Here is a 14,834-nt window from a genome sequence, read left to right on the forward strand (position 1 = left end):
CACCGGACCCGCGCGCAGGCGGCGCAGACGCCGAGCACGGGGAGGCGCCACCCCTTGCGGCGCCTGGCCGGAGATGGCAGCCCTTCTCAGGCTGCCGCCTCTTCTTCCTTCTCCCTGTCCTCGGTGTCGTCATGCGCCGGGTCTTCATCGGTCGCGGTCGCCGCCAGATCGTCTTCCAGCGCTTTCAGCTCGGCGCGCTTTTCATCAAGCATCGCCTGTTCCGCGAACGGCAGGCCCAGACGGGCCCGGTAGGATGGCAGGCGGTGCTGCGCTTCCTCCCGCATCCGGATTGCGTCACGGAGCGCGTCATCGATCCGAAGCAGCGCATGTTCGAGGCGCGAGGTCAGCCCAAGGCCCTTCGTGTCGTCCTCGACGGCGATCTCAATGCGACCCGAGCGCGCTTCCACAAACAGCGTCACGTCGACCGCGCGCTTTTCGTAGTACACGCGACGGCCCGGCCCAGCTTCGCACATGACGGCGAACCCACCGATGCGTCCGAGGTTCCAGACCCCTGCCTCGCCGTTCTTCGCCGCCAGGCGGACCTGGGACAGGAGCCATGATCCGGCCTTCTCACGTTCGCTGACGTCCCCCTTGTCCCTGCGCAATACGAACGCATCCCCCTTCGTGGGCTGACGGCTGGCGATATCCGCCTCGATCAGCGGGATCTGGCGCTCCGCGCCCGCAATCTCACGCTCGGCCCGGTCGATGGCACGTTTTACGGCGAACTGGTCGTCATAATGGGCGGCCGCCAGTCTCTCGAGCCGCGCAAGATCAGCCTCCAGCCCGGCTTTGTGCATCAGCCGGGCATCGCCTGAGGCGAGCGCCTTGGCCATGGCGAACTGGTTCCCCCCTTCCCCGCCAATGTCCTCAATCCGGCGGATGGAACGGTCACCTGACATCGCAAGGCCAATAAAGCGCTGCTTGCGTTCGAGGAGCTGCCAGTTGGTCGCGTCAACGGAACCCTGCTGGGCATAGGCGTAGAGTTCGATTTCCGCGTGCTGGTTGCCCTGCCGCTCGATGCGACCCTCGCGCTGGATGATGTCGGAGACCAGCCACGGCACGTCGAGATGGTGCAGGGCCTTGAGGCGCTGCTGGGCGTTGACGCCGGTGCCCATGGTCGCCGTCGAGCCGATCAGGATCCGCTTGCGCCCGGCATTGAGATCACCGAACAGCTTCTGCTTCGCCGCACTCTTCCTGTAGTGCTGCATGAACGCGATTTCCGCGCGCGGCACGCCCAGTCGGATCAGTTCATCGCGGATCCATGTATAGGCGGAAAAACCGCGTGTCTCCATCGCGCTCTCGGTGCCCAGATCCGAAAAGATCATCTGCACCGCCCCCGGCAGGTCGTACGGCCGACCGGTTTCAGGATCGCTGTAACGGCTTTCCGATGTCTCCTGCCAGATCCGGAACACGTTCCCGATCATCAGGTTGAGCTTCGACGTGTCATCATTCGCGGCGAGAGGGGCGACGAAGCGCAGGTCGATCGCGGCATGACGGGCATCCGTGATGACGGACAGGAGGATGTCGTCGCCCTTCTGGGGACGCCCCTGGCGCGCTTCGATGGCGTTGATGCGGGCCGCCAGCGTCTTCTGGTAGGCCCTGAAGTTATCGTTTGTCGGCGCGACAATAATCTCGCGACGCCCGCCCCGGATCGCAGGCAGAGTCACGTACTGGCGCAGGTCATCGTGCTGCACGACATCCGCGAAGTCGCGATACATCGCCATGAGGTCGGCGACGTTGACGAACTCGGTGAAGCGCGTGACCGGCTTGTAAAGCCCGCTTGGCTGCAGTTCCAGTTCGGTACGGGTTTCGCCGAAATTGGCTGCCCAGGCATCGAATTCGTGCAGGTAGCGCTTCTGCAGCGCCTCAAGATCCATATAGCGGCTGACCGTCCACATTTCGGCGAGCGTATTGGTGATCGGGGAGCCGGACGCCATGATCAGCGGGCGCTCCGGATTTTTTGCCGCCAGGTAGCGCGTCTTCACGAAGAGATCCCAGGCCCGCTGCGAGCCGTTCGGATCGACCCCCTTGAGGTCGGACTGGTTGGTTGCAAAACTCAGCTTCCGGAACTGCTGCGCCTCGTCCACGAGGATCTGGTCGATACCGATCTCTCCAAGATGCACGAGATCATCCTTTCGAGCGGAAAGGCCTTCCAGCTTCGCCTGCATCTTCTCCTTCATGCTCTCGACCCGCTTGCGCGACAGGCGATCGGCCGCGTCGACGCTTTCCAGCACTTCCTCGTAAGACGCGATCTGCGCCTCGATCATCTGGCGTTCGAAATCCCCCTCCACCGGGATGAACCGGAACGCATCATGCGTGATGATGATCGCATCCCAGTTTCCGGTCGCGGCCCGGGCGAGGAACCGCTGGCGCTTTGCCTTCACGAAGTTCGTCTCGTCGGCGACGAGGATCCGCGCAGTCGGATAGAGCATGAGGAATTCGCGGGCCATCTGGGCGAGGCAGTGACCGGGGACGGCGATCATCGCCTTGCTGATCAGCCCAAGCCGCTTCTGCTCCATGACGGCCGCAACCATCGAGAAGGTCTTTCCGGAGCCGACCGCGTGCGCAATATACGTGCCGCCTGCCGCGATGATCCGCCAAATGACCCGTTTCTGGTGCGGGCGCAGGCTGATCGTGGTGCTTGCGCCGGGCAGGCGCAGATGGGAGCCATCAAACGCGCGAGCCACGAGGTTGTTGTAGGTGTCGTTATACAGCCTGACCAGCCTCTCGGCCCGATCGCCATCCTGCCAGACCCATGTCTCGAACGCACGCCTGATCGCCGCCAGTTTTTCCTTTGCGGCTTCGGTCTCCTGTGTGTTCAGTTCGCGGTGCTCATTGCCATCGCCATCACGCCAGACATCCCATATTTTTGGCGATGCCTGCGTCAGGGCATCTTCCAGCAGTTCGCCGGCATGTCGCCGTTCCGTCCCCCAGACTGACGTAGCCTCGGCCTTGCCCATGAACGCCCGTTTCTCCACGGTCCAGCAGGCGACCGCGGGTGCGTGATAGATGACCGTTTCGACCCCGAGCACCTCGGCGGTAAAGGCGATGATGTCGCTGACCGGCAACCACGGAGCGCCAAGGCGCGCGGTGATCTCCGATGGGCGCAGATCGGCGGGCTGGACGGCTTCCAGCGCCGTGACGTTCCGGGCGTAGCGTCCATCGATCCGGGCTGCATCGCGTGCCTCTTCCAGCTTGGTCCGCACGGCGCCGGAGAGCATTTCATCAGCCGTAACCCAGACATTGCGACCGTCCATGCTCCGTCCCGGATCGAGATAGACCGCATCCCCCAGTGCGGCCGCGACCTCAGCTTCGGACTGTCCCATGAGTTCCGCGATCCGCGGCATTTCCACGCCGCCTGTTTCATGCAGGCAGACGGCCAGGGCGTCGTGGGCGGAATGGATCTCGGGTTCGACAGGCGCATGAATGACCCGTTCCGAGAAAATCGGTCCCATCCGGCCTTTCTGTGTCGCCTCGTCGTATTCCTCGATGGACGAGACCAGCCAGACGTCGGGATCATCGTAGAATGGCGTGAGGTTCGGTCGCCGCTGGGTTTCGTTTTCGACCCCGGTTTCCGGATCGATCCTGACTGTCACATTCATCAGGTTGATCGGGCCGAACTGTCGGACAAAGCTGAAATAGGCACGCTTCAGCTCACCCTGCAGGCGTCCATAGGGCAGGTTCTCCATCTGCGCCCGCAGCACCGCGCGTGCCGCATCCCGGACGGGTATCAGCGCGGCAATGATCCGGGCATGCTTCTGGAAGAGGCCATCCTTCTGCTCCCCCTTCCTGATGGCGACAGTGGTGGCCTGTCCGTCGCAGATCTGTTGCAGGACGCCTTTCGTGACGAAGTAGGAGCCCTCTTTCAGTTGGGCGCCATCGGCAGCCGTGCCGACCAGCACACCGGATCCCGCCGGCCGGACAATGCGCTGGTCCAGGGGTTCCGGAAAGCGCACGTCCTGCCCGATCCGGTCCAGGGCCTCGGACAACATCACATCGAGTCTGCCATCGGCAGGAGCGTCGCATGTGTAATCGGGACCGAACTGGGTGGTGGTCCAGCCGTGACGGCCAAGCACCTGCTCCGGATGGTCGAGGAAATAGCGATTGATAAGGAGCGGGCCATTGCCCTGGTCGCTATCCGCAAGGGCGCTGACTTCGAGCCAGGTCTCATCATCGGCCATGTCGCCGATCATGCGCTTGCGTAACACCAGTACGTCCACCACCACGTCCGTGCCGGCGTCATCGCGCATTGCCCCGGCGGGGAGCCGGACCGCCCCCATGAGGTCAGCCATCTCGGCGATGGTCCGGCGCGCGGTGCTGTCCGTCTTGTCCAGCGTATGGCGGGACGTCACGAAGATTGCGATGCCGCCCGGGCGGAGTGCCTCGATGGATCGGGCGATGAAAAAGTCATGCAGGCTCAGGCCAAGCCGTCCCAGACCTTCCGGGCCACGTACGGTGCGATTGGAAAAGGGTGGATTACCGATCGCAAGGTCATACCCGTCTGCGAGCTTCACTGTCGTGAAATCCTCGCTGCGGATCCACTGGTTCGGATAGAGCCTGCGCGCAATCCTTGCCGTAATCGGATCATTCTCTATCCCGGTAAAGGCGATGCGTCCATCGAGCCTTTCTGGCCGGGCCGCGATGAAAAGACCGGTCCCACAGCCGGGTTCAAGCACGGAACCGCCCCTGAAGCCCATCTGCAGCACTTTGTTCCAGAGCGCGTGCACGATCAGTTCAGGGGTAAAGTGCGCATATTGTGTCGCGCGCTTCAGTCCTGCCCTTTCAACGTCTGTTGTGGAGGCATGGATCGCTTCGCCAATCTCTTCCCAGCCTGGGCGGGCGCCATCGCTTCCGGATGGAAACAGGTTGTTCGCCAGTTCTCCTGCCCCAAAGCCGATGAAGCGTGACAGGACGATCTGTTCGGGGGACGAGGCGTTTCGGTCTGCTTCTTCGATCTCCTTGAGCAGCGCGATTGCCAGCGCGTTGTCACGGGCCCGCTGTTTCCAGGTGTCAGCGAGGCCTCGGTCGGCCACCATATGAAAGTCGATCTTGGGAAGGACCATCGCGGTCGGTGTGGCGGGCGGGACGGGGGACGTGCCGTCTTCGCCTTCAAGTTCGCCCCAGAAAAGGTCGTTCTGGGTATCTGCGAGAGCGGTTGTGCCGAAGAGGTTGAGCTGGAACGACATGGCCGTGCTCCGTACAAACGCCGGCACCCGGCGCTGCTTCTGCAGGCCGGGATGTTTCCGGGTCAGGTTTTCGGGATGTCAGGAACGGGCGTGCTAATCAGGTTGTGTTGCCTGATTACTCTTTCCTTCAGCTCTCATTGCAACCGGGTCGGGCAGTGCGGGGCAAGGGTGCCGCGTAGCGGCAGCACCGGACCCGCGCGCAGGCGACGCAGACGCCGAGCACGGGGAGGAGCTACCCCTTGCGGCGTGCTGGTCGATCTGGTGCCAATCCCTAAATGATTTTGCGGACTAATCTCTTAATCTTATTCTTCTTGTGGAAGCAGGCTTACCACCCGTTCAGCTTGAATCTTACGAAAAAGCGGGTAGCCACACATCCGATCGCTATGTTGCAGTCGTTTAAATTTTTACAGTCGACCGATAGTTGAAATGGATTGTCGCTGGAAAATTGCAACGTTGCAATTTTTGAGAAACTTCTAACAGCCTGTCGGGTTGGGGATTTTGCGGCTGATAACGCCGAGGCTGACCCGGCTTACGCTGTTTGAAGCCGTGCCATTCTCTTGCAGTTATATGCGAGAGCGACGAGTGTCCATTCAGTCGTGACTTTTGCAAGGCCACGCAGGCTGAACCTTCTGAAGCCCATGATGCTTTTGATAATTCCAAAGACCGGTTCCACGGTCTGTTTTCGTAGTCTGTAAAGATCTCCGGCTTCTGTAGTTTCCAGTCTGTCCTTCATGGCGAGCCGCCAGGGTTCGGTTATCCGGCGTGGCTCCCTTCCTTCGGGCCGGGGTCGGAAGTCGTAAGCCCTGCGGGCACAGGGCCGCCCAATGGCGACCAGCGGATCAATGCCCTTTTCCCGCAGTTTCCGGACCGCCTGTCCGCTGGCGTAACCGGTATCGGCGAGCACTATCTCCGGGAGACCGATTGTGTCTTCCATCGACAGCACCGTGTCGGCAAAAGATGGCGCGTCCGCTGACGTGGCGACAACGCCGGTTGTCACGATCAGCTGGCTGCCTTCGGCGCAGACGACGGCCTGGGCATTGTAAGCCTGCCGGAATTCATGGGCGTCCGAGCGCCGCATGAGGCGGCTGTCGGGATCAGTCAGGCTGATCTGCCGGTCGGGTGGCGGTTCCTCATCAGGCGGTTTCGGCGCCCGGCCACGACGCCCTGTTTTCGCATCATAAGCGGCTTTCTTCTTCTCGTAGGCCGGACGCGCCGTTTCAGCCTGCGCCTTCGCATCAGCTTCCAGCCGGGCGCAGGCTGCGTCCAGCTTCGCTTTCAGCGTTTCCCGTCGGGCGAGTTCTTCCGGCAATGCCTGCGGATCGCTGTCTGTGGCATCCGCGTGCTCCGCCTGGTCCATCAGTTTCGCGATATCCACAGCCAACTGTTCGCGCAGCGCCCTGATCCGGTCGTAGCGCACCGAACGGTATTTCGAAGCGTCGGCATCGATTTTCGTGCCGTCGATCGATACTACACCCAGACGCAGCAGACCCGTCTCGCGCGCCAGAAGCAGGACCTGCGCAAATGCAGCTTCAATGGCTGTCCGGTTCGTCCGGCGGAAGGTCGCAATCGTATCATGATCCGGATGCAGGTTCGCCGCCACGAAGCGCACCCCGATGTCGCGATATGTCGCCCGCTCGATCCGGCGTGAGGAAAACAACCCGTTCGCATAGCTGAAGATCAGAAGGGCCAGCATCAAACGCGGATGGTACTGTGCCTTGCCACCCGTGCGTACCGGCACACAAAACGCATTCATCGGAACCCGTTCAACGGCAGCTACAACGAAATGCGCCATATCATCAGCCGGAAGCCACGACTTCAGATCAGGAGGCAGAAGATACGGCTGAGACCGGTCAAACGGGATGAAGCTGCTCATCACACCACCTTACAATCGCCCCCCTTCACAGGGTACCCCAACCCGACAGGCTGCTAAATCGACATAGAGACGACCTGCGTTGTCGCGCCCTATTTCGCATTTTTAGCGTTATAGAAGAGTTCTCGGCTCACGTTTACGGATTGCCTCGACGGTTGTGATAACTTTCGCAAAAGCCTTTCCACGCCGCTTTAAGCTTGGAACCATGCAGCTTGCCAAGTCGCTCACCGAGATGGTCTCGGAATGCATCGGCAATCAGGTCGATATCCCAGCCCCCGCCAGAGGAACGCGCTATTCTAGCGAATATCTCTTGGTCGGCTCCAAACTGGAGAGAACCGGCTGGGAACATTACCTGCCCATCGCTTTTCGCAGCCGCGGGCCGTACTACTTGATTGCGTTGTGTTTCTAATTCGCGGGTAGTCGTTTGATGATCTATGACCTTTGGGGTTTCCTTAGGTCTGAAAACAATCTCGAGTTCTCTTACTGCTCTTCCTTGTCTTATTTCTGTCCACTCGACCGTAAAATGCGCCAGTTCGTCGATTTCGTTCTTGCAAACGGTCAATACTTTTCGCCGTAACTGAGCAAAGTCTTTATAGACGTTAGGTGATATCCCTAAAGCAGCACGAAATGCGATGACGTCACCTTTCCACACGGTTTGACGTCTCTTCACGCGCAAGGCCCCGATTTCGTAAAGTTTAAGCGCATAAGCCGAACGAAAACCCAATACAGCGGTACGGTTCATGACCGCATAGGTCTCAGACTCTTGGATTAGTCTTCGGGCATCAGGAGTAAATTCCCACTCAATCCAACCGACTTCTTTTCCAGGTTCTGTGTCTTCAACCTCTTCCCTTGAAGAGGCAATCAGAGAAAATCGTCGCGTCGCTTTTTTACCTCGCCAGGAAATGTCGTCTTCGGCAAACAGAGTACCATGCAGTTCTTCAAGCATGTCACTTATGCGTTCGTTACCTTTGTGACCTCGCCTGATGTCTGCTTTGCGCATGCGGTGGACCACTGGCTTCCAAGCATCGCCACCGGCTACAAGGATCATCAACGCGAGTAGACGTGATGCAGTCAGGCTTAGCGATTGGCCTCTGACGAAACGTATCTCTACAAGGTGGCCAGGTTTGGCGAACTCGTCGGCACCCTTATGCTGTAGAGCGCGAGCAACACGCATGGCGCGTTTTGGTGCTTCATCACTTTCGGATGCGTATTGCATGGGCGGGTTATCCAGCACCTAACGGGACGAACGATTCGTATCCTGACCTTAGAATGAGAATAAGGTCAGGTGAAGGGGAAATTGGGCATCTCAGCATCTTCTCGCGGCCGTACATGGTGCTGAGAAGTAAGATTTCTTATGAAGATTTTTATAAACACGGCCGCAGCGTGCTGCGGGGGATTCTGATTCTATTCAAGTGATTCTGATTCAAGACAAAAATTACTAGGAAAACCAACGACTTTTAGAGCATTTCCTGACCTCGTGGGGGACCTAGCCTGACCTCTTGGGGGATAGTAACCTGACCTTGTGGGGGATCTAACCTGACCTCGTGGGGGACGGTCAGTTAAGATAGCTAGTTTTGGGGAAGTGCCCACACGTTATTTTAAGAACTTTCATGTTGACGGTCGCAAACCGGTATCTATGGGACTTGCGCGTGTTTTTTAATGAAATCTATGAGTGCGATTCGCAGTTTAACGGGCTTTCGTCTCTTTTTTAGATCTCGTTCATAGCTGCCGCGGCTGCCATGACGATGTTCCACGCCGGATGATTGCTCAGTGTGGGTAGATTGCAACGTTGCAATTGTTTGAAGGTATATGGATTCCCTTGCGAAAAACGCGAGGTTACTAGCCTTTTTCCACAAGTAACTGACCTACCCGGTCGGCAGTAAGCGACGGTATGGGTAACCCAGCTCGCAGCACTATGCCGATGTCTCTGAGGCAACTGAACGCATTTGTCCCAAATTGCAATGTTGCAATCTCTAATATGTGGCAAAGAAAATTTCGAAAAAAAAAGCTCACTAAAGATTAAAGCGAAAGTGACTCGGTAACTGAAGGCCTGATGTGGTTGCTTATTTTGGCAGCGCCACCGAGATGCTCGACTGGAAGCTATTGCATTCGGCTAGGGGTGGAATTCAGTGTTCCGCTGTTCTCATTGATGCAGGGACAAATATCCCCCACGAGGTCAGGGTAAGCATTTGTACCTTGCCCCCCCAAGAAGTCAGGATAGCGACGTGCGCCGATTGGGATCCCCCATAAGGTCAGGATACCTCGTACATCTTATCACATGCTCCCCCAAGAGGTCAGGACACTCATCTTTTCGGTTTTTATGTTCGCTACCTAATCCGGCACATGATCGTCGCGCTTTGCCGGCATTAAAAAAAGGGGATGGCTATCGAGTTAAGTCTCGACTTTCGAAAAGATAGACATTATCCATCAGAAATCGAAAGTTAGTGTGCGCCGGACGTTTATCGAAAGAAAGATTTATGACAGCTGATCTCGAGCAAGCCGGATATACGAGTCTCCAAATGGTTGAAGGGCTGGCGGATAAAGCCGCGGCAGTTCTGGAGAATTTGAGGGAAAGCGCTGTTGCCGCGCGAGCCGGCGAGCGACGAGAACCGACATTTCAGATTGGCCAGGCTGCAGAACTCGTAGGCCGGACGCCTGCAGCCATACGCGACGCAGAAAAGGATGGTCGTCTGCCCAAACCTGAACGGGGAGCCAATAACAGGCGTGTGGGATATACGCTTGAACAGGTCAACGACATGCGCGGGATCTTTGGCACGCGTCCGTGGCGTGATCCAGGCGACCCGCCGGCAATCATAGCTGTTCAAAACTTTAAAGGCGGTGTCGGGAAATCAACGGTTGCTGTTCACCTTGCGCAATATCTCGCGATCCAAGGCTATCGCGTGGCGCTGATCGATTGTGACAGCCAAGCGTCAGCAACAACGCTCTTTGGTTACGTGCCAGATTTAGACCTTACTGAGGATGAGACGCTTTATCCGTTTTTGCGGCACGATGAACGTTCGTCACTGAGCTACGCGCTCAAACCTACGCATTTCGATGGTCTATATCTGATACCGTCTAATCTGAGGCTGTTTCAATCTGAGTATGAAATCGCCGCGCGGATGGCTCAGGGCGAGCCTGGGCTTGTGGATCGGTTGTCGGTAGGGCTGGCGTCTATAGCGCCAAATTTTGACGTTATAATTATGGATCCTCCTCCTGCCTTGGGAGCAATCTCGCTTTCTGTGCTGAGGGCAGCAAACGCATTGGTCGTTCCGGTGCCCCCGACAATTATGGACTTTTCGTCAACGACGGCCTTCCTGTCGATGCTGGAGGAGACATTGCGGACGCTAGCGCAGTTTGACAGGGCTCCTTCTCTAGAGTTTCTCAAATTCGTGGCTTCTCGGGTTGAAGAGAACAAATCGATTCACAAGGAACTTATCAAGCTGATGCAGGCTATTTTCGGCCATCATCTAGTTAGAGCCCCTCTGAAAAATTCTGCTGAAATCGATAATGCCACAGCTCGACTCATGACTGTGTACGAACAGCAAGGAGCGATCACAAGCAAGTCGGTTCGTGATCGCTGCCTTACCTATCTGAACGCAGTTTGTAAGGAGCTTGAAACGGATATTCGGGGAATGTGGCCTAGTCATCAGGAGCGGCTTCGCAAGGAAGGACTGGTGTAATTTTTTCTTGGAGGTGGCGGTTCATTGAACTCTCGCAAATCGTCAATTTCTGAAAATTGCAACGTTGCAATTTTGGATTGGTGGTGGAGCGAGAAGCGAAGCACGCATTTTCAAAGCATTATTCGAACTTTTTGCAGGTCGAGTAATGTGAAAAAGGAGGGATAAATGTCGGGGAAAAACAGGGCTTTTGCGGACGGGTTAACAGCTGCAATTTCAGGCGTAACCGGTAGACAAGGCCAGTCTCGTCCAAATCGGTCAATCATTAATGATCGTACTAACCGATTAGCAGAAGTTGCTAGCGGTAAAGTTGTTACTCGTACTCACGAGTTTATTGACCCTGCACGATGCAAAATGTGGGAGGGTCATAATCGTGATTACGCCGCGTTGTCTTATGAAAACTGTCGCGAACTTATCGAAAGCATTCGTGCGCAGGGACGCCAAGAGGTTCCGGCCATCGTTCGGCGATTGACCAACAACCCAGATTTTGATTTCGAAGTGATCTGTGGTGCACGCCGGCATTGGTCTGTTTCGTGGCTTAACGCCAATAATTATCGTGACATTAAGTTCCTTGTTGAGCCTCGTGAAATGGAGGACGAGGAAGCCTTCCGTATTGCGGACCTAGAAAATAGGGCGCGTGAGGATCTTACCGATTACGAGCGTGCAAAGGATTACTTGTTGGGTCTTGATCGGTACTATCATGGTCGCCAAAAAACGATGGCAGATCGGTTGAACGTCTCTGAAGCATGGTTAAGCCGGTACCTCGACCTTGCTAGATTGCCTGAAGCAGTCACTCGGGCATTTGTTAGCCCGCATGATATTCGGCTTAAGCATGTGATGCAGATAAAGCCCCTTATTAAAGAAAGTGCATCACGCGAAGTGGTCTACGAGGCTGCTGAACGTATTGCTGCGTTGCGAAGCAAAGATCAGAACTACCTTGTGGAACCTGCCGCAGTGGCTCGCGAACTCGAGAATGCGGTAGCAACGGAACTGGGACATCTACGTCGCGGCAGCGCGCGCTCGCCTAAACGTGGCGCCGTTGCTATCACTCGCGATACGGATGGCAAAGAAATTGTAAAAATAGATGCGAAGTCGCCTAAGCGTTTGCAGGTCACTTTCATGCTGGCGGAACTACGTTCTCGCGAAGAGATGGAGGAGGCAGTTAAACTGCTGACGGATCGCTACTGGCCCGTTCAAGAATGAACTTTTGCTTAGGATGCGTAACCTGCAGCAGTCAGCGTATCAGATTTGTTTCTGCGTGAATTACCGGTGCTGGGTCTGAGTGGTAATGCTGGGTCACCATTGCACGAATGTATGTGCCTTGTGTCCGAAATACGTGCTGGGGCGCGTTTGAGAGGACTAAGCGATTTCAGAGCAAGCAGGCTGGGCATGTAGCTCATGGAGGCACTGCGTGTCGATAGGACGGTCTTGCTTGTGTAACTGATGACTGTAAACGTGATGTCATCGCCATACCAACGGTTCTGCAATCACTGCTGGTTAGAGTATTTTTTGCTGACCGTCCTTTTTGTTTTTGGTAGGCCGACTACTCATTGGACTGATTAGTAGTTAATGGGCACAGCGGCCCATGACGATATCAGCCGCGTTCTCGATGCATAGCCAGAGATGCCTGCGGCTTCGAAAGTCATTGCGTCGTCTGCGGATTGGTCATCAACAGGTCTTCATCAGGGGAAATACTGGTTTCCTGATATTCTGCTTTTTTGCTGTGTGCCACTGGACGAATGCAGGTGAAAGCATGACCGCAATCAGGAAATTCCTCGATCTATTGCCGGGCTTTAGCTGGCGGGATATCGAGGTGAATGGCGTGCGGATCCGCACGGCTACCGGCGGAAACGGACCGCCGCTGCTCATGCTGCATGGTCATCCGCAGATGCATCTGACCTGGCATAAGGTTGCGCCCGCACTGGCGAAACGTTTTACCATCGTGGCCCCAGATCTGCGGGGTTATGGTGATAGCGCCAAGCCTGAAGGTGGGACGGATCACGCCAACTATTCCAAGCGGGCCATGGCAGCTGATCTGGTTGGCGTCATGCACCAGCTTGGATTTGAACGGTTCATGGTTGTCGGGCATGACCGGGGCGGACGGGTGGCGCACCGCATGGCGCTGGATGCACCGCAAGCGGTGGAAAAACTGGTGCTGATCGATATCGCACCGACAGCAACGATGTATGCCCGGACCAATATGGAATTCGCCCGACGCTATTTCTGGTGGTTTTTTCTGATCCAGGCCGCCCCCTTGCCTGAAAGGCTGATCAGTGGGGATCCAGACTTTTTTCTCGAAAGCCACATTGCAGGACAGATCAAGATACCAGGATCGGTCGATCCGCGTGTCATGGCCGAATATCGTCGATGCTACGCCGACCCGGCAATGCGCCATGCAGCGTGCGAAGACTACCGCGCTGCAGCAGGCATCGACCTCGTCCATGATGCAGCTGATGCAGACAAGCGGATTGAGGCCCCATTACTGGCTCTGTGGGGCGCACGTGGCACCGTGGGCGCGTTATATGATGTTGTCGAGACATGGCGCGAAAAAGCCGTGGACGTGCGGGGATACGCGATCGACTGTGGTCATAGTCCGCAGGAGGAAGCTCCGGTAGAACTGTTGCATTGGCTTGATGCGTTTCTCTGACCTTCGCGAAACAGTTGGAGAGTCAAAGCGCGATTTTCACCGCATTATAGTCAGTTATGCTTTGAAAAGCAGACCCGTTCGATTCAGATGACGCGATCGCTGGAGATACCGATTGGTTGTGTGCGGATTCAGAGGTTACGGAGCGACTTCTCACCCGGATCGGCGGGAAGCGGCAGCATGCTCCAGATAGAGCCGTAGCATCGTAATGGCTTCCTTATCCTGGGCCGGGCGGGGGAGCGAATGATCCTGTGGCAGGGCAAAGATCGCCTTGACCAGATGCAGCAGCATCACGGCCCGTTCGTCATGTGGTCCCGGAGAACCACCCAGCCGTGACAACAACTGGCTCATGCGCCCGATCAGTGCCTTGCGGAGCGTTCCTGTCCCATCTGGTAGGGTAATCCCGCTGTCGAGCAGGGAAAGGACGACTGAACGTTCCGTCCGCAGACGCTGGATGATATCCAGCAGTCCTTGCGCCGCGTCACGTGGCGACAGCGGCGGATCGCGGTCGACCAACTCATCCAGGGCATGCAGGAGCCGCGCGCCGTAGCGTTCGAGCACTGCGGCGGCCAGCACGTCCTTGGTCGGAAAAAAACGGTAGAGCGAACCGATTGCTGTGCTGGCGCGGGCAGCGATCTCGGTCATGGTCGCCGCCTCGTATGACTTCTCGCCAAAGACCGTTGTTGCAGCTGCGAGGATCGCTTCAACGCGGTCGCGTCCGCGCTGCCGCTTGGGCGCGAGTGGTGATGAACGGGGCGGGCTTGACATAATGCGAGGGTACCCTCAACTTTCCTTTATGCGAGACAGTCCTCGCATAACCGATTTTCCAATGCCGGTCGATGTTTGACCCGACCATGTATTCAGATCCCGGAAGGCGCAGATCCGTGAACAGATTTGACCCGCGAACCACCGCCCTTGTCCTCATTGACCTGCAGAATGGCATACTTGCCCTGCCAACCGCCCCGCGGCCATCGTCGCAGGTGCTGGAGAGCGGTAAATCGCTTGCTGCCCGCTTCCGGGATGCCGGTGCTACGGTCGTAATGGTCCGGGTCGCGTTTGCACCCGACTTTGCCGACGCGCCACCCGGTCTGGCCGACCAGCCCTTAAGCCCGCCGGAAGGCGGCCTGCCAACGGACTGGGCGCACCTGGCCGATGGGCTGGCAGCACCCGGCGATATCGTCATCACCAAACATCAGTGGGGGGCATTTACCGGCACGGAACTTGACCTGCAATTCCGCAGGCGGGGCATCCGGACGGTCGTGCTGGGCGGTATTGCTACGAATTTCGGGGTTGAATCCACCGCACGGCACGGCTGGGAACTTGGCTACCATATCGTCATCGCCGAGGATCTCTGCACCAGCCTGTCAGCAGACCTTCATGATGTCTCCATCCGCTCGATCCTCCCGCGGATTGCACGCGTGCTGCCTTCCGATACAATCGTGTTTGGCGGTTAGGCG

8 protein-coding genes are annotated in these 14,834 nt (G+C 57.2%); 4 read left to right on the plus strand and 4 right to left on the minus strand.

Features of this window, described 5'->3' with window-relative positions; genetic code table 11:
- Positions 1–86: 86 nt before the first annotated feature.
- The 3 genes from R5N89_RS14880 to R5N89_RS14890 form a co-directional block, all read right to left on the minus strand.
- The gene (locus tag R5N89_RS14880; protein WP_110570042.1) at positions 87–5,186 is read right to left on the minus strand and encodes a lactate dehydrogenase; all 5,100 of its coding nucleotides are present in this window, start codon (positions 5,184–5,186) and stop codon (positions 87–89) included.
- Positions 5,187–5,715: 529 nt separating this feature from the next.
- Positions 5,716–7,059 (minus strand): IS1182 family transposase, encoded by a 1,344-nt coding sequence (locus R5N89_RS14885; RefSeq protein ID WP_354680720.1) that lies wholly within the window; start codon positions 7,057–7,059, stop codon positions 5,716–5,718.
- Between the two features lie 133 nt (positions 7,060–7,192).
- Entirely contained in the window at positions 7,193–8,230 is a 1,038-nt protein-coding gene (locus tag R5N89_RS14890; protein ID WP_039795125.1) for a replication initiation protein, read from the minus strand.
- 1,303 nt (positions 8,231–9,533) lie between these two features.
- Between R5N89_RS14890 and R5N89_RS14895 the strand changes: the two genes are divergently transcribed.
- From R5N89_RS14895 to R5N89_RS14905, 3 genes are all read left to right on the plus strand, one after another.
- Entirely contained in the window at positions 9,534–10,736 is a 1,203-nt protein-coding gene (locus R5N89_RS14895) for an AAA family ATPase (protein ID WP_010512186.1), read from the plus strand.
- Between the two features lie 165 nt (positions 10,737–10,901).
- Positions 10,902–11,936 carry a ParB/RepB/Spo0J family partition protein gene (locus tag R5N89_RS14900; protein ID WP_029336065.1) on the plus strand — a complete coding sequence of 345 codons (1,035 nt, stop codon included), beginning with the start codon at positions 10,902–10,904 and terminating at the stop codon, positions 11,934–11,936.
- A gap of 550 nt (positions 11,937–12,486) precedes the next feature.
- Complete coding sequence (locus R5N89_RS14905) at positions 12,487–13,380, plus strand: alpha/beta fold hydrolase (protein WP_110570181.1); 894 nt, start codon at positions 12,487–12,489, stop codon at positions 13,378–13,380.
- Between the two features lie 150 nt (positions 13,381–13,530).
- Here R5N89_RS14905 and R5N89_RS14910 read toward each other — a convergent pair whose 3' ends face one another.
- A complete protein-coding gene (locus R5N89_RS14910; protein ID WP_244192300.1) occupies positions 13,531–14,022 on the minus strand; it encodes a TetR/AcrR family transcriptional regulator in 492 nt (163 codons plus the stop codon).
- A 239-nt stretch (positions 14,023–14,261) separates the two neighbouring features.
- On the opposite strand from R5N89_RS14910, the gene R5N89_RS14915 reads away from it, so the two are divergent.
- Entirely contained in the window at positions 14,262–14,831 is a 570-nt protein-coding gene (locus R5N89_RS14915) for a hydrolase (RefSeq protein ID WP_053323976.1), read from the plus strand.
- Positions 14,832–14,834 lie beyond the last annotated feature (3 nt).

Origin of the sequence: Komagataeibacter sucrofermentans DSM 15973, assembly GCF_040581405.1 — a bacterium.
In the GTDB taxonomy this organism is placed as follows: domain Bacteria; phylum Pseudomonadota; class Alphaproteobacteria; order Acetobacterales; family Acetobacteraceae; genus Komagataeibacter; species Komagataeibacter sucrofermentans.